The sequence below is a fragment of the Moorena sp. SIOASIH genome (assembly GCF_010671925.1).
Taxonomy (GTDB): domain Bacteria; phylum Cyanobacteriota; class Cyanobacteriia; order Cyanobacteriales; family Coleofasciculaceae; genus Moorena.
In genome coordinates this window covers 401887-426648 of the sequence record NZ_JAAHIH010000007.1, presented here as the reverse complement: position 1 = coordinate 426648, position 24762 = coordinate 401887, and the positions used below count along the sequence as shown (strand labels likewise).

18 protein-coding genes, 5 tRNA genes and 2 pseudogenes are annotated in these 24762 nt (G+C 43.6%); 13 read left to right on the top strand and 12 right to left on the bottom strand.

Translation table 11 applies throughout. The features are described from left to right. Positions 1 to 352: 352 nt before the first annotated feature. Both F6J90_RS38005 and F6J90_RS38000 read left to right on the top strand, forming a co-directional pair. Positions 353 to 1156, top strand: a complete 804-nt coding sequence (locus F6J90_RS38005) for a DUF928 domain-containing protein (protein WP_293106415.1) — start codon at positions 353 to 355, stop codon at positions 1154 to 1156. Between the two features lie 78 nt (positions 1157 to 1234). After that, complete coding sequence (locus F6J90_RS38000) at positions 1235 to 1858, top strand: exopolysaccharide biosynthesis protein (RefSeq protein WP_293106414.1); 624 nt, start codon at positions 1235 to 1237, stop codon at positions 1856 to 1858. 642 nt (positions 1859 to 2500) lie between these two features. Here the strand turns inward: F6J90_RS38000 and F6J90_RS37995 are convergent. From F6J90_RS37995 to F6J90_RS37985, 3 genes are all read right to left on the bottom strand, one after another. Beyond that, a complete protein-coding gene (locus F6J90_RS37995; protein WP_293106413.1) occupies positions 2501 to 2881 on the bottom strand; it encodes a DUF760 domain-containing protein in 381 nt (126 codons plus the stop codon). A 170-nt stretch (positions 2882 to 3051) separates the two neighbouring features. Next, positions 3052 to 3525, bottom strand: coding sequence for an SMC-Scp complex subunit ScpB (gene scpB / locus F6J90_RS37990; protein ID WP_293106412.1), 474 nt, complete (start codon positions 3523 to 3525; stop codon positions 3052 to 3054). A gap of 15 nt (positions 3526 to 3540) precedes the next feature. Next, the gene (locus F6J90_RS37985; RefSeq protein WP_293106410.1) at positions 3541 to 4416 is read right to left on the bottom strand and encodes an ABC transporter ATP-binding protein; all 876 of its coding nucleotides are present in this window, start codon (positions 4414 to 4416) and stop codon (positions 3541 to 3543) included. 343 nt (positions 4417 to 4759) lie between these two features. Here F6J90_RS37985 and F6J90_RS37980 point away from each other — a divergent pair, with 343 nt between their 5' ends. The 4 genes from F6J90_RS37980 (at position 4760) to F6J90_RS37965 (ending at position 10500) form a co-directional block, all read left to right on the top strand. After that, positions 4760 to 6292 (top strand): peptidoglycan-binding protein, encoded by a 1533-nt coding sequence (locus F6J90_RS37980; RefSeq protein ID WP_293106408.1) that lies wholly within the window; start codon positions 4760 to 4762, stop codon positions 6290 to 6292. Between the two features lie 608 nt (positions 6293 to 6900). After that, positions 6901 to 7479: a hypothetical protein gene (locus F6J90_RS37975; protein ID WP_293106407.1), complete on the top strand. Its 579-nt coding sequence runs from the start codon at positions 6901 to 6903 to the stop codon at positions 7477 to 7479. Between the two features lie 1362 nt (positions 7480 to 8841). Next, the gene (locus F6J90_RS37970; protein ID WP_293106405.1) at positions 8842 to 9111 is read left to right on the top strand and encodes a hypothetical protein; all 270 of its coding nucleotides are present in this window, start codon (positions 8842 to 8844) and stop codon (positions 9109 to 9111) included. Between the two features lie 39 nt (positions 9112 to 9150). Then, positions 9151 to 10500: a serine/threonine-protein kinase gene (locus F6J90_RS37965; protein WP_293106404.1), complete on the top strand. Its 1350-nt coding sequence runs from the start codon at positions 9151 to 9153 to the stop codon at positions 10498 to 10500. Positions 10501 to 10647: 147 nt separating this feature from the next. On the opposite strand, the gene F6J90_RS37960 is transcribed toward F6J90_RS37965, so the two are convergent. Both F6J90_RS37960 and F6J90_RS37955 read right to left on the bottom strand, forming a co-directional pair. Beyond that, complete coding sequence (locus tag F6J90_RS37960; RefSeq protein ID WP_293106402.1) at positions 10648 to 11469, bottom strand: DUF928 domain-containing protein; 822 nt, start codon at positions 11467 to 11469, stop codon at positions 10648 to 10650. A gap of 107 nt (positions 11470 to 11576) precedes the next feature. Continuing rightward, positions 11577 to 13844, bottom strand: coding sequence for an adenylate/guanylate cyclase domain-containing protein (locus F6J90_RS37955; protein ID WP_293106401.1), 2268 nt, complete (start codon positions 13842 to 13844; stop codon positions 11577 to 11579). A gap of 14 nt (positions 13845 to 13858) precedes the next feature. On the opposite strand from F6J90_RS37955, the gene F6J90_RS37950 reads away from it, so the two are divergent. From F6J90_RS37950 to F6J90_RS37930, 5 genes and pseudogenes are all read left to right on the top strand, one after another. Further along, positions 13859 to 14122, top strand: a complete 264-nt coding sequence (locus tag F6J90_RS37950) for a hypothetical protein (protein WP_293106399.1) — start codon at positions 13859 to 13861, stop codon at positions 14120 to 14122. 250 nt (positions 14123 to 14372) lie between these two features. After that, a pseudogene (locus F6J90_RS37945) lies at positions 14373 to 15632 on the top strand (transposase). Positions 15633 to 15882: 250 nt separating this feature from the next. Continuing rightward, positions 15883 to 16203 (top strand): DUF2282 domain-containing protein, encoded by a 321-nt coding sequence (locus F6J90_RS37940; protein WP_293106397.1) that lies wholly within the window; start codon positions 15883 to 15885, stop codon positions 16201 to 16203. A 556-nt stretch (positions 16204 to 16759) separates the two neighbouring features. Beyond that, positions 16760 to 17698, top strand: a complete 939-nt coding sequence (locus F6J90_RS37935) for a DUF692 domain-containing protein (RefSeq protein WP_293106395.1) — start codon at positions 16760 to 16762, stop codon at positions 17696 to 17698. Between the two features lie 244 nt (positions 17699 to 17942). Beyond that, the gene (locus tag F6J90_RS37930; RefSeq protein WP_293106392.1) at positions 17943 to 18722 is read left to right on the top strand and encodes a DNA-binding domain-containing protein; all 780 of its coding nucleotides are present in this window, start codon (positions 17943 to 17945) and stop codon (positions 18720 to 18722) included. 8 nt (positions 18723 to 18730) lie between these two features. Here F6J90_RS37930 and F6J90_RS37925 read toward each other — a convergent pair whose 3' ends face one another. The 7 genes and pseudogenes from F6J90_RS37925 to F6J90_RS37895 form a co-directional block, all read right to left on the bottom strand. After that, positions 18731 to 18862, bottom strand: coding sequence for a hypothetical protein (locus tag F6J90_RS37925; RefSeq protein ID WP_293106389.1), 132 nt, complete (start codon positions 18860 to 18862; stop codon positions 18731 to 18733). A gap of 100 nt (positions 18863 to 18962) precedes the next feature. After that, positions 18963 to 19035, bottom strand: a tRNA-Arg gene (locus tag F6J90_RS37920). Between the two features lie 8 nt (positions 19036 to 19043). Then, positions 19044 to 19117: transfer RNA gene (locus F6J90_RS37915), tRNA-Arg, on the bottom strand. 76 nt (positions 19118 to 19193) lie between these two features. Beyond that, positions 19194 to 20298: pseudogene (locus F6J90_RS37910) on the bottom strand (transposase). Positions 20299 to 20527: 229 nt separating this feature from the next. Continuing rightward, positions 20528 to 20612 (bottom strand) — tRNA-Ser (locus F6J90_RS37905). A gap of 4 nt (positions 20613 to 20616) precedes the next feature. Beyond that, positions 20617 to 20700 (bottom strand) — tRNA-Tyr (locus tag F6J90_RS37900). A gap of 51 nt (positions 20701 to 20751) precedes the next feature. Next, positions 20752 to 20822: transfer RNA gene (locus F6J90_RS37895), tRNA-Cys, on the bottom strand. Between the two features lie 189 nt (positions 20823 to 21011). Here F6J90_RS37895 and F6J90_RS37890 point away from each other — a divergent pair. Next, the gene (locus F6J90_RS37890; RefSeq protein WP_293106387.1) at positions 21012 to 21953 is read left to right on the top strand and encodes a tyrosine-type recombinase/integrase; all 942 of its coding nucleotides are present in this window, start codon (positions 21012 to 21014) and stop codon (positions 21951 to 21953) included. A 412-nt stretch (positions 21954 to 22365) separates the two neighbouring features. Continuing rightward, a complete protein-coding gene (gene katG, locus F6J90_RS37885; protein WP_293106383.1) occupies positions 22366 to 24528 on the top strand; it encodes a catalase/peroxidase HPI in 2163 nt (720 codons plus the stop codon). Positions 24529 to 24762 lie beyond the last annotated feature (234 nt).

The following is a 24762-nucleotide window of genomic DNA, read 5'->3' as shown; positions in this document are numbered from 1 at the left end:
TAGCAATTAGCCCGCTGAATAAGGTGTGAGATTAGCCGCAATCCTTGGACGAACAGAACTTACCCAAAACTGGGTACCAAACTCTACCTGTAGGGTAGAGTTACGGCTTTAGTACTGAAGAAGAAGGGAAGATAGGCAAATACCAGTTGCGAAAGCGGATTATGGGTGATTTTTAGAGATTATGGATGTTTTTTAGAAGTGCGTAAACTATATAGATAACGATAGATAACGGCAAATTATAAAATTATATAGAATCTTGCATAAATTTTTAAAAAGAGGGTGATAAATACTATAGCCCAATAGCAAAAATGGACTTTTGCAAGAGGCCTATTAATGAGTAGGGTGATTGATCATGATATGGCAACAAACTCCAACCTATCTGGCAGTGCTTACTACTATGCTGTCGGCTGCACTGGTAAATGACTTGACGGCACCCCGGTTACTCGCACAGTCATACCCACACCATGAAGTTGGTTTACAATTCCCAGCACCACCAGAGCGAGGGTCACCGTCTAAAACCCTTGGGGCTGGGACATGGATGATTGAATTTCCACCAGTACCAGAACGAGGAGGACCTACAAGAACAGCAGGAGGAGGGTCTCGTAGCTATTCCTGTACTGACAACGGTGACATCCCTTTGACTGCTATCGTGCCTGCCAATAATCTGGTCAAAACAGTGGCAGATAATCCTACACTGTTCTGGTATGTCCCCAAAACTACAGCTACTGTTGCAGAATTTGTGTTAATTGATGACCAGGATCAAGAGGTGTACCTGACCAGCGTGAGCCTGGATAACGCGAACGGTATTGTGCAACTGAGCGTGCCGAAAACTGTACCTCTGACTATGGGTAAGGAATACAAGTGGTTTTTCGTACTCGTTTGCGATCCTCAAGAGCGTAGCCGAGATCAGTGGGTTAAAGGAATACTCCAGCGTACTGAACTTAGTCCAGAATTAGCGCTTAATCTAGAGCAGGAGCAAAATACCTTAGAACAAGCCAAGCTATATGCTAAGGCTATGATTTGGCAAGAAACTGTGACTACTGTCGCCCAGTTACGGGATTCCCAGCCCCAAGCATGGGTAAATCTGATCAAATCAGTGGGGTTAGAAGCGATCGCTAACAAACCATTTGTCAATTGCTGCACAGCTAGCAATTAATCTTAGGTAATTTCAGGGTAAGTGCTAGAAAGATTAGTATATATTAGTATATTAACTTTTATAACTAATCACTACTGAATGGCTAAACTCTCTGTAGAACTACAGCGCTATTTTTTTGAGGAAGAGCGAGAGCCTCAGGTAAAGCTGGCAGATATTTTGACCCTAGCGGGGGAACGTATTTTTGGGTTTCTATTCGTTATCCTATCCCTACCTTCCGCTTTGCCAGTTCCAGCACCGGGTTATTCGATTCCCTTTGCGATTGTGATCTTCTTGTTGGCTATTCAGCTCATCGTTGGTGCCAAACGCCCCTGGCTACCCAAGAAGATGATGAATGGGACAATGAAACTGGAAACGGTACAGGGTTTTCTGAAAATAGGACTCCCTTGGTTGCGGCGGATTGAGGCAGTGACCCGTCCTCGCCTAAGCTATATTTGTACCAGTTTGCCTGGTCGGATATTTATGGGGAGTGCGATCGCATTAATGTCAATTTCGATGATGATTCCAATTCCAGGAACAAATACCCTTCCAGCTATGGGAATTTTTATAACTGGTTTTGGCTTAACTGAAGATGATGGTGCAATTAGCCTAGCCGGTTTAGTGCTGTGCTTGATCGGAGCAAGCCTCTCCATCTCAATTATGTTTGCCCTATGGTTTGGTGGCACAAGTCTGGTTGACCAGATTAAGATTTGGCTGGGTCGTTAAATTTCTGCCCATCCAGTCCACGTCGAAGGTTTTGTGTCTGTTAGGGTAATCACTAATCGGTAATAAACTTCGCCGCAGTTGTCGGCAACTTCGGACAAGGGAAGATGGGATCAGGCCAGAATAATACAGGAAAACATTATTATCATTATAATTAATAATACTAATTCTGGGAGGTCTAATCAATAATAGGTAATAAGTAATCAGCAATGGCTAATCACAATTACCATTTACTCATTACCTATTACTCTAAAATTTAGAATATCTTACATTATTGATATTTCCGGAAATGATATTATTTAAAATAGTTAAATTTAAAATAGTTAAATGTAGTTCAATGTTTGCTACTGTTCCCAAAATTTTCGGATTTTGATGTCAAGGATGGGATTGACCGTAGGTCAGGCTACGGGAACGCAACAGGGCGTGTTATTAGCGGTGTTATTACCCCCTCTATGGGCTCATTCTCCCATCCGATCCATCTCGACCTCCGCCTAAAAAGCTTAAAGGGATAATAGACTAGTATATTATCATCCCTTTAACCTATTCCATTTAGTCTTTTTCCCAAGTTAATCATTCTTAACATAGTGCCGTTGACTGGTGTCTACCTAAGTTAGTTATAAAAGTAGGTATTAAACCAGAGGACATCTATGACTCAGTTGGCTTTGGCGAATCGCTACGCTTTTCACTGCGCCGCTTCTGAGTAGGTAAGGGAGTGGAGTTGGTTAAGTTGTCTTCAAGAACCATACGCTGTTCCATCTGACGGAGAAAATAACCAGTCATCATCGCTGACGCCAGCAATCCAGCTAAATTTTCCCGATCAGTAGTGATTTGAACATTAAAGTTTTCTGATGGCAGCATCCCTACTAGCCCCTGAACGTTCTGAGAGATGATTTGTTGGATTTCGGGGCTAGCAGACTTAGCAATCCTTGCTAAAACATCAGAAGGTTGATTCTGGAGGTATTGCAGCAGTTGGTTCGGTTGAGGCTCTGCTCCTGGGGAACTTAGAAAATCGGGGTTGAATACCATTAGGAATTTTAGGTTTGACCTGCTTCATCTCGACTTTTCTATACTCTAAACGATTGTGAGATAAGCTGAATCAGCTTTCGGGGATAAATCTAAGTTTTTTCGGTATAAATTCTGAGGAAAAAACCTTACTTAAAGAAATCTTGAAGTTTTTGAAACCCTTGGCATAGCTTCTATTGGGGTGGCAGTAGCTGCTCAACTTCAAAGTGTTGATGAAATTTTTCGGTAACTTGTAACCAGTACGAGCGCCCCTCAGTTTGTCTACGTTTCTGGACAAAATCGAGCTCGACCAGTTCCTGGATATGTTGATACGCTCCACTCCCACGAAGGTTGACTAGGTCAGCTTGAGTAATCGGACCTTTAAGAGCGATCGCAGCTAAAGTCCTCAAAGCACCTGTGCCCAATTCAGCAGGAATTAAGCTTTGCAGTAATTCACTAAAAGTGGCTCGTAACTGTAAGCTATACCCAGCAGGAGTTTCCACAACTTCTAAAGCACTGTCCCGGTGGGCATAGTCTGCCATCAGTTCAATCAGGCCATCCGCAACTTTTTCGCGATCGCATTGGGCATACTCTGAGAGTTCCTCTATGGAGAGGGGCTGTCCCTTCAAGTATAGAATCGCTTCGATTTGGGTAGCTAGACGAGGCATTGTTTTAATTCGCTTCTAATCCAATTGGCGTCCTGTCAATTCAACAAAGATATCTTCCAGGTTGGAGGGACGAACCATCACACCAGTTTTATCAGGTAAACTTTCGAGATAGCCACTCGCTTGTTCCAGAGTCGGGAAAAATTTGTACTCAAAGCGTTCTGAGAGTTGTTTGATCAGCAATCCTTCCCCATGTTGGTGGCGCAACTGTTCAAGTGTACCTAATTCGATTAGTCTACCAGAATCCATGATCCCGATCCGTCCTGGCTTGCCAGCGCCATAGCCATCGCACAAAAACTCCACTTCTTCCATATAGTGGGTAGTTAGCAATATGGTCATACCTTGGCGATTCAAATCCCGAATAATTTCCCACAGGCGACGGCGGGTTTGGGGGTCTAATCCCACTGTAGGCTCATCCAAAAATAGAATCTTCGGTTGATGTAACAGTGCTCTAGCAATTTGCAACCGACGCTTCATTCCCCCAGATAGAGTTTTGACTAAACTATCCCGTCGGTCTATTAGCTCTACATACTCTAACCACTGATTAATCAGCCGCTGACGCCCAGGATTGGCAATGTGATGCAGCCGTGCGTGGAGTTCCATGTTTTCCCAGACAGTCAGGTCAATATCCACGCTAGTTTGCTGCAAGACCACACCAATATTTTCCTTGACCTGCTCTTTTTCTTGTACAACGTCGTAACCCGCTACCTTAATTTGCCCGTTGGTCGGTTCAGTTAACGTAGTTAGCATCCGAATTGTAGTGGATTTACCAGCACCATTCGGACCAAGCAAACCAAATATCTCTCCTGATTCAATGGTAAAGGACAGGTCATTCACGACAGGGACTTTATCGTAGATTTTGTAGATGTTCTGGAGGGAAACAGCTGGGGGCATAGATTCCTTGTATGTATGATATTGAGTCAACAGGCTTGAGCTAACCTGGTTCTACACCACAGGTTAGAAGCAAATTCTATCATGTTGATCTAATTCCGTTAATAAAAAGAGCAGTAATAGCAAATTTAGGGGCAAATACCACTGCTACAGTTGTAGTCATCGATCTTAACGGTTATTTAATTAACATAGTATTACTTTTAATTTTAAATTTTCAATACTTAAAATAAAGTATTGGAATTTTTCAGCAAACTTAAGTATTATATCTAGACAAATCATCAATCCGTAGGTTAAAACAAATAGGGGCTGTTCCTTTGGTTACTCCATTAGTTATCAGCTACAGTTATTGACTTTTATCGTAGAATTTAGTATGGCAATATTTCGGATTTCAGGTCGGGTAATCGATCCAAACACCAGTGGCGTCATTTCAGGATTACGGGTTGAAGCATGGGATAAAGACCTTATTTTCAACAACTTGGTGGGTAGGGCCATCACTGATGACCATGGCAGCTTTGGGATGGAATTCGATGAATCCTATTTTCAAGAACTGTTTGCTGACCAACGACCAGACATTTTTTTCAAAGTATTTTGTGATCAGCAACTGCTCACAAGCACCGAGGATTCAGTGCTGTGGAATTTGGACATTGGCGAGACTGAAGTCTTGATCACTGTAGATAACTATAGCAAAGATAACGTTTACCAACAATACCTCCAAGCTGCTGATCAAGGTTCTAAAGATAATCCCAAACTATTATATCTCGGTATTAAGACTTCACCATACAAACAGCAAATTAAAGATTATCCCTCCCGCCTGACTCAGAAACCCGATGGTAAACATCTAGTCTCTGGAATTAAAGCAGATCAGACTTTCAGCCCTTATCCAATCCTGGGGCAACTTCCAGATATTGATCAGCAAGGTTTGGAGTTTCTCCATCAAGACATCAAAGAAGCTTGTGTCTGTGTTGGTAGTTTTGTAGACCAAGAGTTCAAGGTGAAATGGTTGGGACGAAATGCCCTAAGTAATGATGAATTATGGAGTGGTAGTAAGATTATCCCCATTATTAATCTAGTGTCTCGCCTTAATAGCAAATCTCCTAATGACGACCTCGATAAATGCACAATTCGAGGCACAGACCAAGCTGGAAATCAAAGGGATATTCCTGTCTGTGATTTAATCACAGATGTGATCAGTTATGACTACAATACAGCAAGTTCTAATTGCTTAGGGGCAATGTTAAAGCGATTTGCTCCCCAAATGGATTTAGAAAATTGGCTGAAACAGATTACAGGTAATGATAGCCTGATTTTCCGTGGCAGATATGGGGAAAAACCGTTTATTGAGTACCCCCAGTTGTTTGGTAGCACAACCAAAAGCATAATTCTAACTGCTGACCCTGAACCCCCTCAATGGGAAAGTAATACTATATCCGCTTATGATTTAAATCGGATGATCTCAATGGTGGGTTGGCATAATTACATACCGGAAGCATGCCAGCTACCGGGAGTTCAGTGGCATAGTCTCGAAAGTATCATCAGAGCAATGGGGAACGATCCAGCTCGGTTAGTTGATTTAGCTATTAAAGAGTTGGGTTTGTTGAATGTGATTGACTCAACAGTGATTATCTCAAAACTCGGCAACGGGGTTACCAGTATCAGGAAGAGAACCGAAGCGGTTTATGTCGCGCTAGTTAAATTGGTCAAGCCTAGTCTTGACGATTCCCAAAAGCCAGCTAAATTGATTACCTTCAGTATGGCGCTACGGGGAGCAAAGGTGCTTGAGCCAAGAGATGTCAATCGTGAAGCGGTGGAACTCGATGCCAGAATCGCAACAGAAGTCACAGAGATTTTGCGCAGAGCGGTGATGGGGGAATTGGTTTGAATATAGGAGTTGTCAATTGGGTGAAGTACATAATTTTGGGATTTTAGGGAACAGGGAACAGGGAACAGGGAACAGTGAAGACAGAATAGGGAACAGTGAACAGGTAAAAAATCCTGTATACCTCATAAGTATGGAAAACGTTATATCCCTCTTCTGTCAGTTTGATCAATTTTCACCGTAAGTGTCCGGTTACTGTCTAAACTCCAAGTAAATTTAAGTAGTTATATCAAGTCCGGTTAATCACCTCCCAAGTAGTCTCTGGATTGGTAGTAATCGGTAATCGTAAGCATTCAGCCCTCAGCCGTCAGTGGTCAGTGGTCAGTAGTCAGTGGTCAGCCGTCAGCCGTGAGCTAAAAGCTCACGCTACTTGAGGTGCCGTCAGCTTTCCGTAACTCAGATAAAAAAAATGGTTACCTGTTTTATTCACAAACTGATAGCTGATAGCTGATAACTGATAGCTGATAGCTGATAGCTGATAGCTGATAGCTGATAGCTGATAGCTGATAGCTGATAGCTGATAGCTGACAATTACCTATTACTATTACCCCAGAAGGGATATCATGATTAGTCAACCGGACTTGATATGAGATCATGGCCAGAAAAGTTTTATGCTTGGGTTTTTTAGGGTCAGGTTTAGACAAAAATTGAAAACCGTGTGGGTACAAAAACCTAAAGAAAAAAAGTATAGCTTCTCGTCTAACTACTACAAGATTTTCTTGGATATCCAAAGACGATGTGACTTTCAAATTTCTTTTTCAAACTTTCTTTTGTACGTTTTCTTTGTTCTGCAATATACTATCCCTATTTTTTTAGCGACTATTGCAGGTATTACCGCAGGTAGTGACTTATTGGTCTCGTTTCTTCAAGAATTTGTTTCTGATCACCAAGCCGAAAATATTGTCAAGTTTTTTATATTTTTTATTAGTTTATTAGGGACATTATTCGGCACCATAAGTGCTACAACTAACCCTTCTGAAAGCTATGATGATGCGGCAGCGTTTAATAACAAATTTTCTGAGTTTAAGATTAATTTAGCGATAGATATGAGAAATCTTGAACTTACTAATGCTATGGAGGAAGATTACCTGCAGCTTCTGAAGGAAAAAAATGCTAATCTTTCCAAATTGATTCAGGAATATAATCAGAAACGGTCGATCGATAAGAATCAAGTAGATGGATTAGGGTAATTAGTTGCTTACGCTCCTCAGTGTTTAAATTAACACAGCTCTAATAGTCCGTAATTGCTTTGTTCCAGTTTTACACAAGTTTTCGAGGAATGCGAACGCGCCCCGCGTGACCTACGGTCAATCGCATTCCCTATTGATGTAAAGAAATATTTCTGTTTCTTAGAACAGGGATATCTAGTATTTCTAAATGAATTGGAAACAAGGATTACAGTTTTTGACCTTGTCTTGATGCAGTCGCTCATGGGGGAAACCCCCTTTGGCCGACTGCATCGCTACTAAAAATATTTATATAGTTGATTAACTCTTGCCTCTTGCCTCTTGCCTCTTGCCTTTTCTTAAGGGATTATGTTCACAACTCAAATGGAAATGCTATGTAGCGTTCGCCCAGCGTCGGGCTTTGCCCGAATCGCAAAACAACAAACCCAACAAGAGCCCATACTCAGCACGCTCAGCTATATATAGATGAATGTATTTTAAGCTGATATCTGGAATAGTACGGTTGACAAATTACAAAGCTGTAGCTATAGTCAAAATATTGATATCTCCAAGCTGGGCAGGCTAAATAAAAACACTTCTATCCACGTAAAGCAGTGTTTTTAAGTTTAGCAAAGGCGCAAAGGTGATTGATTGGAGTTTTCTGATGCCACTTTTCCCTTGGAGCTAAAGTAATGATCCTCAAAATAATAAGTAAATAGGTAAGTCCTGATCTGGTCTTAAGCTTTATCTTAGCGATTGGCCTACGGCCACGCTACGCGAACGCTAGTTATTTCCTAGTAGTAAAGTTGTTACTTCTAGGGATAAATGGCAATTGCGTCACATCCAAATTATGTAAGCATTCAGCCGTCAGCCGTGAGCTAAAAGCTCACGCGAAGCGAACAGCCGTCAGCTTATTTTATTCAAAAGCTGTTCGCTTCGCGTGGGCGTAGCGCATTAGCTGATAGCTGATAGCTTACATTCCAATTTTAGATCAAGGCTTAGGGATAACCTAAAAACCTATAGGTGCGCTTTCCAATGGGCGAGTAAATCGCCCTTGGGTCGCACCTGAGGATTTCATTGACTAGCTTAATAGAATAATTTTCTATAACCTTGGGATTAGCTCAGATACATCATAGAAACCTAAAAAACCGCAGCAAAAGCTAAGGATATCATCATGTTTTACCAAGTCTTATCTGTAGCAGTATCTGGACTTTTCGCCACTGGCGCAGTAATTGGTATAGGGTCTAAACTAGCATCTGTTTCATTGAGTGACCCCCTTGATTCTATCTAGAGTAATCAGCGATCAGGAATCAGCGATCGCGTAGCGTGACCTACGGTCAATCAGCTAACACGCTAATTGAAAAGCTGCGCAAACCGCTATTAATAATGACAGCAACAGAGCTGATCCAAAAGATGTGGGTCGCTCATGGATTTATCCCAATTTTAGTTATTACCGCTATAGATAATGATGGGGTGATAAGCGCGTTTCGTGTAAGAGATGTAAACCTAGAAGGTATTTTTTTATTGTCCAATAAAAATCCGGATATCTTTCACCTCCTGGGAGGGGTTAGGGGTGGGTTGCTCTTGCCTTTTGCCTCTTGCCTTTTGCCTTTTCCCGCAAGAAGTGTGTTTACAACCCAGATACAAATGCTATAGCTGAATCCTGACACAAATCAAGTTTTTAGGAGACAGCCAATGATATTACTACATCAGCCAAGCACAATTATTGGTAACCGCTATCGAATTGTTGCACCCTTAGGTCAGGGTGGCTTTGGAACAACCTACGAAGCTGAAGATTTAAGTAACTACAAGCGAGTAGCCCTCAAAGCTATTTCCCTACGCTATTTAGAAAACTGGAAAGGGTTAGAACTTTTTGAAAGAGAAGCTAAAATCCTTGCCAAGCTCAACTATCATGCTATCCCCAAATACTTAGACTACTTTTACATAGACACTGCTGATGACCGCCGTTTTTACCTAATTCAAGAATTGGTTGGGGGTCAATCCTTCAGTGAATTAGTGAAAAAGGGTTGGTATCCTAGTCAGGGGGAAATCAAGGAAATTGCTTTCCAGATTTTGGACATTCTTCAGTACCTCCATCAACTGAATCCAGCTGTGATTCACCGAGATATTAAACCACAAAACCTGATTATAAATTCCAAAGGTATAGTATTTTTGGTGGATTTCGGTGCTGTCAAAGATGTCTATCGTAATACTTTAAGCTACGGTGAAACATTTGTTGGCACTTTTGGCTATATGCCACCAGAACAGTTTCAAGGACAAGCATTTTGTGCTTCTGATTTATATAGTCTAGGGGCAACACTATTGTTTTTGTTAACCCATCGCTCTCCTGCCGATCTACCTCAGCAGCGACTAAAGATTGATTTTCGTGGTTCAGTACAGATATCACAGCATTTTGCTGACTGGTTAGAGAAGATGCTGGAACCAGCTGTAGAAGATCGATTCCAGTCTGTGGAGGAAGCGATAGATGCCTTACGGCAAAAAAAGTCAATTTCCAGTTCTTTGTCTGGTTCTATAATACCACAGCGGCAACAACCTGCTGGTAGTCGCATCATTTTTACAAAAAATTACCAGCGTTTGGTAGCAGAAATTCCGCCCTGTGGATTAAACGGTAATAACTTGCTATTGGCTGTCTTGATCTTATCTGGACTTAAAGTGATGACTGTCTGGATGCTGGGGACAATGGTAACTGTTTTTTCGACTGTATTTTTCCTGGAATTCTGGATTATTTTGCTAGTTTTATTGGGAATAATATTTGATATTGCTGGTGAGATATATTTGGAAATTAACCGATATACCTTCAAGATAGAATGGCAGTTATTTGGTTTAAGCTTGGGACAGATTAGAGGACGTACAGTAGATATTAAATTTGTTGAAGTGGATAGTAGTGTTAATTTCCTAGGTCAAAAAACTATTACCTGTGCTATTTGGGAAGGAGCCCAACAACACAAATTTGGTTCAACACTTACTAAAGTTGAGAAAAGATGGTTGGTTGAGGAATTGCGCGACTTTCTTGGACTGCTATAGTTCTATGCTGCCATCACCCCATCACCTCATCTCCCCATCACCATAGAGGGAGTGAGGTGTTTGAGCAGATTGATATTGCGGACGCAAAACAACAAACCCAACAACATCCCATACTATGGGTTAACTCAGCTCTGACCCACTCATCCACTACTGTACCACACGGCTCAATCCCACTTGCTCCAGCAAAGCGATAAAATCTGCTCGAATCGAGGAGTCATTGGGATTAGCAGCTTGAGCCTCGTAAATGGCATCAAGGGCATCAAACCAAGCCCCTGCTTCGGCATAGATGATTGCTTGTTGATGCAGTAACTCAGAGGTCGAGCTGTTGGTATTTGCACCAACAGCTGCTAGCTTTTGCTCTAATTCTGGGGGTGGTGATACCCGCTCAATCCAGCTCGTATAATAGAAATTGTTAGACGGGTTTTCGCGATCGCATTCTAGGGTAACAAACCACATGTATATGTTCCTGTCTTCTTCCTCCAGTCCTGGTGGGTTTGCGATCAGTTCTGGACTGTTTTCCGGAAGTTCTACTGAGATAATCCCTACCTGACCTGAGTCAATCCTTTTCTCAAATATTATCTGGTGTTCTACTGTGTCCACCAACCTAAATACCATTGGTACGTCTACAGACTCGGACAAATGCCAGAAAAATCTAGGATGACCAGATATAGTTTGTGCAGCGACTTCCGTTGAGGGAATTAACAGCGTCACCAATTCACCTGGTAACTGCTCACACCAGCCTCGTGAACCAGACCCATTACTCTTTCGAGGAGCGCTATCGGTTGGTGGAATAAATCGTAAGCGTGAGCCTTTGGCTGAACTATTTTGGGAACTATTTTCGGTTTCCTGTGAGTTATTATTAGAATCGGCAACGTGACCGTTGACAGATTGCAACCCTTGAGAATAGCTTGGTTGAGGGGTGAGTGCGCAAAACAGCAGTACAATCAGGATTGATGTTGTACGTGTCAATAAACTAATAAAGTTAGCGGTAGTTTTCATAAGTTTATTAAATTATTAAACTAGAATAGACAATTACAAGAATTAGCATTAACCCTTAGTAAAGCCTGAGTTTAAGCTTAATTTTTTTTTATATCAATTCCTTTTACTGACTGGTATAGAGATTCTAGTCTTGCTGATATCTCTGGAGGGACAGCAGTTAACCGGATGTAAAAACTTCCCAGTTCTGCTGTTTTTTCTAAAACCTTGGCGTAGATGTCGTCACTGGTTTGGTTGAGATTATCTGGATCTAGTAAGTTGAGCTTAATATTACTCAGGGGCTCAGGGATAGCAGAGCTTTCGCTGCTGTTAGCACGAAGCTTAGCTCCCTTACTTGAAATCTCTACTAAACGTCCAGTGTAGACCGAATTACTAATATGCTTTCCATCTAGAAAAGCATAATGAAATTGTAGCTCAATTTTTTGGCTAACGTCGAAAAATGTTTCTTGATATTTGGGTAAAAATAGGTTATAATTATCCCCAATACCAACCACTTCATAGATAGTAATTTGCTGTTTAATTCCCTTGGGTTTTACCTGTTTTTGACCGTCAATTCTTAAGAATTCGCCAGTTTCTTCCAAAGTGGAAGGAGAAATCATAACTTGACCACCAGTTGTATAAGATTCGATCCGGTAAGCCAGGTTAACGGCGCTGCCAATCACACTGTATTTGGTGCGTTTTTCGGAACCAATATTCCCAACCACAACCACACCGGTATTGATACCGATGCCCATTTCCAGTTTTGGATAGCCCAACTGCTCGATTTGTTCATTGACACTGGTCATGGCTAACTGCATCGCTAGGGCACAAGCCACTGCTCTGTGGGCATCATCCTCTTGGAGAGTGGGAGCACCAAAAAGCACTAAAATCCCATCCCCCATGAACTCGTCGATAGTTCCTTGATAAGCAGTAATCACATCTGCCATGTGACCCAAATAGATGTTGAGGATTTTGACTACCTCTTGGGGATGTAACCGTTCTGAGATTGCAGTGAAGCCTCTTAAATCAGAGGTCAAGATGGTGATTTTCCGGTTTTCACCCCCGAGTTTTTGTTTGTCTGGGTTCTCCAGCAAATCCGCCACGACTTGGTCAGTTAGGTAACGTCCAAAAGTGTGACGAATCTCTTTAGCAGTGCTAGCAACGTAAGCTGTGATGGCAACAGCAGACCCACTTAAGGCTAACAATGGCGGTATCACCGGGAGCCACCAACCCCCCAAAAACGCTCCATAGGTACTTCCGAATAATGCCCCTGTGGCCACAAAGGTAATCGCAGTTCTCCTCAAGGACAGCCCTCCGAGGCCCCCAAGATAGCGCCATTTCCAAGTTAGAGTGGCACCGACTAAAGACCAGCCTAAAATCCACAGGATTTCCACAGGCTCAGACCAGGTTTTGAGCAAGGGACGACCATCTTCTACAGCACTAATAATTTGGCTGACCATGTTAGCTTGGACTTCCACCCCAGCCGTTGACTCCCGCATGGTAGTGTCATTACTGTAGGGGGTGTAGAAAAAGTCATTTAAACTGACCGCAGTTGCACCAATTAAAACAATGGAATCATTAATCAAGTCATCTGGAATGTTATCTTCCAAAACGTCGGTCATGGTTACGGTGCGGAAGGTTCCCGCTGCTCCGCGATAGTTCAAGAAAATCTGGTAACCGCCATCATCGATTCCCACATAACCGCCGTCATTGCTGGCCAAAGGGCGAAACATGCCCTTGCCCCACTGGAAAATTCTGGGATCTTGCTGTAATGGTTCAGGAAAAATGTTTTTTGACTCTAGATAAATCCCCGCTAGGAGCATACTAAAGGAGGGTTGTAGGCGATCATTTACCTTCAGAGAAAGTAAGCTGCGCCGCAGGATACCATCCATATCGTTTAGGACATTATTGGCACCTACGAGACCACTTTCACTGAGAATCGGTGGAGGAGCCACGGAATTGTCAGGGTTGTCTTGATCGATGTATTCGATACCAACTAAGTTAGGTGTGGTTTCAAACACTCTGCGTAACTTACTATGACCGGGTTCAACTGGAAAATCCCGATACAGGTCAAGACCAATTACTTCAGGATTTTGAGCTTTGATTTTGTCTAAAAGTCGGGCAAGCATCCGATCAGTGATTGGCCACCGTCCAGCACGCTTTAAATCTGCCTCAGTCATAGCCACAATCACAATCCGTTCATCCGTAGGTTCCTTCGGACGCCAACAAAAGTATTGGTCGAGAGCGGCTAGTTCGTAAGGCTGTAACCAGCCGAGTAGCCTGAATGCGATCGCAATTCCAGCCACCACCGGTGTAGTAATTAGAACACCGCGCCATTCCCATAGTTGTTGTTTTAGTGCTTGCCACATATAGCAGTTTTCAATTGGGTGAGGTAATTTCGTTATTGGTTTTAGGGAGCAGGGAGCAGGGAGCAGCGGATCTCGGAGCAGCGGATCTCGGAGCAGCGGATCTCGGAGCAGGGCAGAAACTTCAGATGTACCTCACGCTTACTAGGAAACTATTATTACGGTTGAACCTCAAAAAATGGTTTCTTCTGGAAAGGGTGATTGACAATGATAGAGCTATGAGTCACTACAAGAGCATTAGTGGGTGCATCTCACTTTGGCAAAAACACTTAGCACAATAGAAGGCTAATATCATGTTATGATAGTTAATCTTAATAAAAATCTACCCCATCTCCCCATCTCCCCATCTCCCCACACTTCCCACCCTCCCCACACTTCCGGGAGTGATAGATTTACCAAAAAGATTGGGTTTAAAGCCCCGTTCTTCTAGGACTGCTTTTATGTGTACTACTTCAAAAAGTGTAACACTATTTTTTGTTGTTTTATACTATTTGTGTTAGTGTATTAATATACAAAATAGGTCGAGTTCTGATGATCATACTTGAGTTCAAGACATACGGAAAAAAGAAACAGTATCAATCCATAGATGAGGCTATCCGAACTGTGAAGTTCATTCGGAATAGCTGCATCAGATTGTGGATCGATAACAAGGGAATTGGGAAATACGACTTAAGTAAGTACAGTAAAACCCTAGCCAAAAACTTTCCTTTTGCCAACGAATTGAACTCAACTGCTCGACAAGCTGCGGCTGAAAGAGCATGGTCATCAATTGCTCGCTTCTTTGATAACTGCAAAAAGAAAGTACCTGGCAAAAAGGGGTTTCCCAAATTTCAAAAGCATTGCAGGTCGGTCGAATATAAGCAGTCAGGTTGGAAGTTGTCCCCTGACAAAAAATCGATCATATTTACTGACAAGAAGGGAATTGGGAAACTTAAGCTCAAAGGTACATGGGACTTGTGGCGATTTGACAAAAAGCAAATCAAACGAGTTCGGATTGTCAAAACGGCTGACGGCTACTATGTCCAGTTTTGCGTCTCAGTCGATGTAAATGAGCAATTAAAGCCTGCTGATGCAACTGTTGGCCTAGATGTAGGCTTAAAGGATTTCTATACCGATTCTAGAGGCAAAACTGAACCTAATCCAAGATTTTATCGGACAGGGGAGAAGCGGCTAAAGTTCTATCAACGCCGAGTTTCCCGAAAAAAGAAAGGCTCAGCCAACCGTAAGAAAGCTATTAATAAATTAGGCAGACAGCACCTCAAAATAAGCAGGCAGCGTGAAGAGCACGCCAAGAGACTGGCGCGCTGCGTAATCCGGTCTAACGACCTGGTCGCCTACGAAGATTTGAGAGTTAAGAATCTGGTCAAAAATCATTGTCTGGCTAAGTCTATTAATGATGCTGGTTGGTATCAATTCAGAAAATGGTTAGAGCATTTTGGTCAAAAGTTGGGTAGGGTCACTGTCGCAGTTAATCCTGCCTATACGAGCCAAAACTGTTCTGAATGCGGCGAAGTTGTGAAAAAGTCCCTATCGACTAGGACTCACGCCTGTAAATGTGGTTGTCAATTAGATCGCGATCACAATGCCGCAATTAACATTTTGAACAGAGCCTTGGGTACGGTGGGGCACACCGGAACCTGGATCATCGATCCGTTCGCGCAGCGGAGGCCGTAGGCCACGCTACGCGAACGGGTCTCCCGAAACGCTTTAGGAGAATCGGCCTCTACTCTTCCTGATTCCGGTCTGGGGGAGCAAGCTGGCTCGTTGATTAAAGAATCCCCGTTCTTATAGGACGGGGAGTGTCAAAACAAAAAGCTGATGGCTGATGACTGATAGCTGATAGCTTACGTCCTTTGTTTCCAATATCCAATCCCATTTTAACAACTTTCTCAGGGTTATCTCATACTTTTCAAAGACTCAGTTAAGATAGGTTAAATACTTTGAATATTAATTACATAGATTGGAATTAAACCAACACTGTTTTAGGTTAATTCTGTCTACGGACTTATGAGTCAGTTCTGATATTCGGGAGAGTTATGTTATGAAAGATATCAAAAAAAACGTAATGGTAGGCGCTGCCTTGACTAGTGTCTTGGCTCTAGGTTTAGGTGTAGCATCTGAAAACGCCTTGGCCGGTAAGGAAGGAATGGAAAAATGTGCTGGTATCGTTAAGGCGGGGATGAACGATTGTGGAGCCAACGATCATAGTTGCGGCGGGATGGCTAAGGTAGATAGCGATCCTAATGAGTGGATCTACGTTCCTGAAGGCACTTGCAAAAAGATTGTTGGTGCAACGATTGTAGGAGAACCAACCTCCAGCCAGGAAACTGAAAAGCCAACCGAGAGTGCGCAAGCCAATTAAAGGAAGCATTCAGCACGCTGCGCACTCAGCTATCAGCTTATGAATCATGGCTGAGTAGGGTTATGTACACAGATCCCCCCTAACCCCCCTTAAGAAAGGGGGGAATTAGATTTAGCTCAGTAGCGTTATGTACACAGATCCCCCCTAACCCCCCTTAAGAAAGGGGGGAATTAGATTTAGCTCAGTAGGGTTATGTACACAGATCCCCCCTAACCCCCCTTAAGAAAGGGGGGAATTAGATTTAGCTCAGTAGCGTTATGTACACAGATCCCCCCTAACCCCCCTTAAGAAAGGGGGGAATTAGATTTAGCTCAGTAGCGTTATGTATACAGATCCCCCCTAACCCCCCTTAAGAAAGGGGGGAATTAGATTCACCTCAGTAGCGTTATGTACACAGATCCCCCCTAACCCCCCTTAAGAAAGGGGGGAATTAGATTCAGCTCAGTAGCGTTATGTATACAGATCCCCCCTAACCCCCCTTAAGAAAGGGGGGAATTAGATTCAGCTCACCACTACCATGGATAAATCCTAACAATAATGCCATGACAATAATGCTATGACAACTCACGTTTCTTCAGCTTCTATTAATGGTGCTGGAATCGGTTTACGCTCGGCCCATTATCAAGATATCCTTACTCATAAACATACTATACCTTGGTTTGAGGTATTATTAGATAATTATTTAACGTCTCAGGGTTTACCACTCCACTATTTAGAAAAAGTCCGCCAAAACTATCCCGTTACTTTGCATGGCGTCGGTATGTCTTTGGGGTCAACCGACCCTTTAGATTTAGAGTATTTGACAAATTTAAAAGAGTTAGCCCAGCAGATTGAACCAGCATACATTTCCGATCACCTATCCTGGATTTCCGTTAATGGTCACTATCTTAACGATTTAATTCCTCTTCCTTATACCGAAGCAGTGATAGAACATGTAGCCCAACGGATCTTGCAAGCTCAGGAATTTCTAGGTTGTCGGATTTTGATTGAAAACCCATCGGCTTACGTGAGTTTCACAGATTCAACTATGCCAGAATGGGTATTTATTCAACAATTGTTAGAAAAAGCCGATTGTTACTTGCTGCTAGATGTCAACAATCTTTATGTCACTGCTACTAATCAAGGATTTGACCCCCTTGATTACCTGAATACAATTCCAGCAACCAGGGTCAAACAAATTCATTTAGCAGGGTATGAAGAACGGGAAGACTATCTATATGATACCCACGGTTATCCTGTTCATCCTCCAGTGTGGAAATTGTATCAAGCAACATTAGAGCGCTTTGGTCCAGTGCCTACTCTGATTGAATGGGATACTGATATCCCAGCTTTTGAGGTATTAATCACCCAAGCTAGTAAAGCTCAGGAGTATTTAGATCAGGTAAGTATAGCAAAGGGAACAGGGAATAGGGAACAGGGAACAGGGAGTCGGGAGTCGGGAGTCGGGAGTCGGGAGTCGGGAACTTCGGATAAAAAATTATCACAATTTATTTAGGATACCTATATATAGCCTTTTTAAATAGGTCATGAACAATCTTGCTGATTTCTGATTAAAGCACAAAATAATCGCATCTCTTTACTACTGTTCCCTGTTCCCTATTTCCTATTCCCTATTCCCTATTCCCTGTTCCCTATTTCCTATTCCCTATTCCCTACTCCCTACTCCCTACTCCCTACTCCCTATTCCCTATTCCCTATTCCCTGTTCCCTTTGCTATAACCTTAAAAACCGATATAATCATGGAATTAAGGACACTACAACAGCTATTTTACGATGCTGTTTTTGAAAATAATCCTGCCAGTACACAAACCCTTGCTCAACACATCAAAGCAGCTAAAGAATTGACTCCTGCTGAAGGGTTAGCGATTTATCGTAGCAGTGTCCTAGGCAACCTGAGCCAAACCTTAATGTCAATTTATCCAGTCTGCTGTTGTTTGGTGGGAGAGAAATTTTTTGATGCAACAGCAGTAAGCTATATCCAACGCTTTCCTTCTCTATCTATGGATTTAGGGAATTATGGTGAGCACTTTCCTTATTTTCTGGCCAATTTTGAGCCAGCCAAACAGTTACCCTATTTACCAGATGTAGCCCGGTTAGAGTGGCACTGGCATCGGGTGTTTAATGGTGAAGAAGCTACCAAGTTAGATGTCCAAGCATTGAGTACAGTTCCCCAAGAAAAATGGGGAGAACTGATTTTCCATTTACCTAAAAATAGTGTTCTGATCGAGTCAGCTTACCCGATCCATCGCATTTGGGAAGTTAATCAGCCTGAATACGAAGGTGATCAGCAAGTCAATTTGGATGAAGGGGGGATACAACTATTCCTCTGGCGCAATGGTTATGATATGCGCATTGAGCTGCCAACAAAGGAAGAATGGCAACTGCTAAAGGCTTTTCAAGGGGAAAATCGATTTGAAGCCATTTGTCAAGACCTGGCTGCTGATGAATTAGCTATTGATGTAGCATCTGAGCTACCGCAATTTGTACAACGTGGATGGATTGCAAGGTTTTCGATTTAGACAGATCCTTATACAGAAGGATTTCGGCGTTGCTGATTCTGGGTATGGTTTCGCCCCCCTAGCCCCCCAATTTTGGGGGGAACAAAACTCTCAAGCGATGCAGCGCGGTCTTGGGGGTTTCCCCCATGACCGCGCTGCATCAAGACAAGTCCCCCAGAATTGGGGGACCAACGGGGGCTTTAATAAAACCAGATTATCGCGCATTCATTCCTGAATTCAGCAACGCCTATTTCCGTAAAACAGGAGTGGTAGGATTTGAACCTACATCGATCAGTTTAGAAGACTGAGGCCTTATCCATTAGGCTACACTCCCAGGATTAGCGAGAATGCAGGGATTTGAACCCCGATTTCTGGTTCCGAAGACCAGCGTGTTGATCCATTACACTACACTGCTCCATCAAACATGTACAAAGCGTCACATAACGAGACTTTGTGTGTTGATTTCCTGCTTCAACGGGGGCATGGGAGCGGTTAACCCTCAGCAGGCTTACGAGTCGAGCCGTACTCGTTATAGCTTTCTAGGTTCATTGAGGCATGTCCTACCCGATCAATCTTATTTCCACAGCAACCACACTCATAAATCCTTTCAGATAAAGGCATTGGCTGTTTATTTCCGCATGATGAACATAATTGACTAGATGGAAAGAACCTGTCAGCTACTACTAACTTGGCACCGTAGCGTTCACACTTATACTGAAGTTGCCGCCTGGCTTCATACAGTCCTAAATCACCGATAACTTTCGCTAATTTATGATTAGCCATCATCCCAGAAACGTTTAAATCTTCTATGACAACTACGCTGTGGTTTTTAGCTATATAAGTGGTCATCTTGTGAAGATAATCTTTTCGCATATCAGCCACTCGACGGTGAAGTTTTTGTACTTCAAGCTGGGTTTTTGAGTAATTCTGAGAGCCTCTTACTTTTTTAGATAATTTCCGTTGAACTCTAGATAATTTCCGTTGAGCGTTGCGGTAAGGCTTAAGTCCTTTAAACTCAACACCAGAACTTAATACAGCTAGGGTTTTTATTCCAAAATCAACACCAACTCTTTCTCGTTCTTTAAGTGTTGCTTCAAAGGTCTTTTCAATAGAGAAGCTAATATACCACTCCCCGGCTTTTTTGTAGATTGTGACTTTTTTAGTTAGACAATCTGGTAGGGGTTCAAACGTTCTAACCTGCTTCAGGAAGGGTAAGTTATGAATTAGTCCACCTAATCGAATCGGTCTCCCTGAATTATCGATAGTAAAACGATCATTTCTACCCTTGCATTTGAATCTAGGGTACTTACCCCATCCTTTGAAAAACCTTTTGAATGCTTCGGCTAAATTGATGAACGCATATTGGTAAACCTTTGAGGATAATTCCCTCATCCAGGGATACTCAGGTTTGACATGGTTGGTAAATAACCGCTAATGGGTTTTAATGTTAGGGTTTAACCCTTCATTGTAGGCATCTTTCCACATCGCGTTGGCCCCAGTTGTACACCCACCGACTAAAACCAGCGTGTTTGGCCATCAACGTTTTTTGACGGTTGTTAAGCTTCAGTTTTGTCGTGTAAGAGTGATTGGGAGCCATAGCGTGTTAGCCTGTTATTACCTAATATTATACCCACAAAACTGCTCAATGAGCAAGGGCGAATACTGGTTAAAAGTAAGGCTAAAAGAACATGAACACGGTCAGCTACAAAGCTCGAACGCAGACGTCAATGGTTGGTCTATGTCTCAGGCGGCGAATATATCCGCAAGCTACCGAAAACAGACGCAAAGTAACGCTAACTATTTACTAACTTCCAACTCCCACAACGCGGAGAGAGAGGGACTCGAACCCCCAGTAGACTTACATCTACAACTGTTTAGCAAACAGCTTGCTTTGCCAATAGCGACCTCTCCAGAATGGGTTGGGTAGGATTTGAACCTACGGCGCACAGAGGCATCCGTTTTACAGACGGCTTCCTTAACCGGACTTGGATACCAACCCAATTTGCAGTGCCGACGGGCATTGAACCCGCCCTGGAACTGCAATATTTGAAGTCCAGGGTGAGAATTGAACTCACACGATCGGTTTTGCAGACCAATGCCCTACCATTAGGCGACCTGGACACATTCTCTGAAGTTTTCAAGGTTCAGATGAGCAAGCAGGTTTGCGGCCTGTATTACTCTGTTATATATATACTACATAACATACTACAAAGTGTCAATAGTGTAATACAAAATAGTGATTGCCTTAGAGGGTTAAGTGGTTCAATATGTGAAATAATTACTTCTTAGAAGGCCACTTCTCATAAAAAAATGAGTGTAACCCTCACTACTACATCACTCTCTCTCACCAAAGCTTTACCCTTGACTGGGCATCCGGCACGGGTTTATTTGAGTAGTTTGAGTCCTGGGTCGCAGCGAACAATGAGGCAAGCCTTAGATGCGATCGCTTCCTTACTCACTAATAACGAATGTGATGCAGACACCCTTAACTGGGCAGCCCTCACCTATCAGCACACCGCCGCCGTCCAAGCCGCACTACTAGAAATAAATTCCCCCGCCACGGTCAAGAAGAAGATGGCAGCCCTCAGAGGAGTATTAACTGTGGCAAAGAAGTTGAAACTGATGGATCCAGAAGATTTCGAGGCGGCGGTGGATTTACCCAAGATTAAGAATCATCCCTTACCCAGAGGTCGGGCATTAACTCAAACAGAAATTACGGCACTTATTGAGGTATGTACTTCCGATACAACTAATCAAGGGGCTAGGGATAAAGCCCTAATTGGTATCCTACGGGGTACAGGATTGCGACGGGCAGAGGTGGTGAAGCTGGAAGTGCGAGATTTTGATAGTGATAGTGGTGCATTGGAAGTGCGTCAGGGTAAGGGGGGTAAAGATAGGACGGTTTATTTACCCGAAGGTGCGATCGCGTTTGTGAATGATTGGTTGAATGTCAGAGGTCACCAAGCAGGAGCGCTATTGTGTCCAATCCGCAAAGGCGGGCAGATACAGAACAGAAAGATGACCCCCCAGGCGGTATTGTTGATTTTGCAGAAGCGGGCTAAAGAAGCTGGGGTGGAGTCCTTTAGTCCCCATGATTTTCGCAGAACCTTTTGCTCTGATCTGCTCGATGCTGGGATTGATATTGTGACGGTACAGAAGTTAGCTGGCCATGCTTCCCCTGTGACTACCGCTAAGTATGACCGGCGGGGTGAGGAGGTTAAGCGTAGGGCGGTTCAGAAATTGGGGTTTTGAGGAGCAGGGGCGAAGGCAATAATGTTTCCTGCGGATAGGTTTGGCGATGGGGAGAGGATCATTACTTGGTCACACAAGGCCTATATCCTGTAGGACTAGTAATGGTGTTTTCACCACGGGACGACGAAGAGCTGGAGACAGTCAAGTCCATCGTTAAGAAATCTTACGAATATGCTACTGGCGAAGGGCGAAGGTAGGTAGTATTGTAAGGAAGGTCTAAAAGTAAGCGGTCATTGTTAAATCATCTTCAAAATTGTCTCTGATAAGCCTGGGGAGTTCCCATATAACTGGGTTACGCACCTTTTGGTAAGTAATTGTTTTCTACAAAAATGCATATTATGTTTAAGCTCACTGAAAACAAAAGACGGCAACTTCTGTTTTCAATGAAAACACTTCAGGAGAGTCAATAATCATGACAACCACTGGTGGTAAATGTCCGGTGATACACGGTAGTGTAACAACAAATAGTATGTCAGAGATGGAGTGGTGGCCGAAGGCACTTAATCTCGATATTTTGAGTCAGCATGATCGCAAAACTGATCCGATGGGAGTGGACTTTAACTATCGGGAGGCGGTAAAAAAACTTGATGTGGCTGCACTAAAACAAGACCTACATGCGCTGATGACCGACAGCCAAGATTGGTGGCCAGCGGATTGGGGTCACTATGGTGGTCTGATGATCCGTATGACCTGGCACGCGGCCGGAACCTACCGGATTGCGGATGGTCGTGGCGGTGCGGGGACAGGTAATCAACGTTTTGCGCCACTCAACTCCTGGCCAGATAACGCCAACCTAGACAAGGCACGCCGTCTACTCTGGCCGATAAAGAAGAAGTATGGAAGCCAGCTTAGTTGGGCCGATTTGATTACCTATGCTGGCACGATCGCCTACGAATCCATGGGACTAAAAACCTTTGGTTTCGCCTTTGGTCGAGAAGATATCTGGCATCCGGAAAAAGATATTTACTGGGGGCCAGAAAAGGAATGGCTTGCCCCCAGCGATAACCACCACAGCCGCTATTCTGATCAGCGAAAGCTAGAAAATCCACTGGCTGCGGTAACAATGGGGTTGATTTATGTTAATCCCGAGGGTGTAGATGGCAATCCCGACCCTATCAAAACCGCCAATGACGTGCGCGTTACCTTTGCCCGTATGGCGATGAACGACGAAGAAACCGTAGCCCTTACAGCTGGGGGGCATACGGTGGGCAAATGTCACGGTAACGGTGATCCCGGGTTGCTGGGCGTGGAACCCGAAGGGGCAGATATCCAAGACCAGGGCTTGGGGTGGGTGAACAATACTGGTAACGGTATTGGTCACAACACCGTTACCAGTGGTATAGAAGGGGCCTGGACGCCTCAGCCGACCCTGTGGGATAATGGGTATTTTCATATGCTGCTCAACTATGACTGGGAACTAAAGAAGAGTCCAGCAGGTGCGTGGCAATGGGAACCGATTGACCCGAAGGAAGAAGACAAACCCGTCAATGTTGCAGATCCGACGATTCGCGGCAACCTTGTAATGACCGACGCCGATATGGCCATGAAGATGGACCCAAAGTATCGAAAGATTTCCGAGCGGTTCTACAACGATCCTGAATATTTCAGTAATGTCTTCAGACGGGCATGGTTCAAACTGACCCACCGAGATATGGGGCCAAAGACTCGCTATATTGGCCCCGATGTTCCAGAAGAGGATCTGATCTGGCAAGATCCTATTCCAGCCGGGAATACTGATTACGATATTCAAGCCGTAAAGGAACGCATTGCAGTAAGCGGTCTGAGCGTTAGTGAAATGGTTTGTACCGCTTGGGACAGCGCTCGTACATTTCGCGGATCGGACAAGCGCGGTGGCGCAAACGGGGCGCGAATTCGTCTGACTCCGCAGAAGGATTGGGAAGGCAATGAGCCAGCTCGTTTGGCAAAAGTATTAACTGTTCTAGACAGCATTGCAGCAGAGACAAAGGCAAGCATAGCGGATGTCATCGTCTTGGCCGGTAACGTAGGTATCGAGCAAGCTGCTCAAGCCGCTGGCTTCGAAATTACTGTCCCCTTTTCTCCGGGGCGGGGGGATGCAACGGATGAGATGACCGACGCAGAGTCATTTGACGTGCTAGAACCCATTCATGATGGCTACCGCAATTGGTTGAAGAAAGACTATGCCGTCAGTGCGGAAGAGCTTATGCTTGATCGCACGCAGTTGATGGGACTGACGGCTCCCGAGATGACTGTGTTAGTCGGTGGGATGCGTGTGTTAGGGACCAATTATGGCGGCACAAAGCATGGCGTATTCACGGATCGTGAAGGTGCTTTGACTAACGACTTCTTTGTGAACCTGACGGATATGAACTACCTGTGGAAACCTGTAGGTCAGAATCTGTATGAAATCTGCGATCGCCAGACTAATCAGGTTAAGTGGACAGCGACACGGGTCGATCTTGTCTTCGGCTCTAACTCAATCCTTCGTGCCTATGCTGAAGTCTATGCGCAAGATGACAGCCAAGAAAAGTTGGTGCAAGACTTTGTCGCAGCCTGGACGAAGGTGATGAATGCTGATCGTTTTGATCTGGCCTAACATGTGAATCGTAAGGTTGGCAAAAGTAGTGTTTTTAGCCCTCTTTTGCCACTCTCGCCTTTGTATAGCAGTAGAGAAAAAGTGGTCGCTAGAGGCAACTGTCCCATTTTCGATACTTGTGAAACTTCTAGAAAACAGGCTATATCAACGTAAAATCGTGACTTCCCAATATTAACTGTCCCGTTTGGGGACAAAAGTGGGACAGTTCAGATGGTTGCTGGAACTTTTATATAG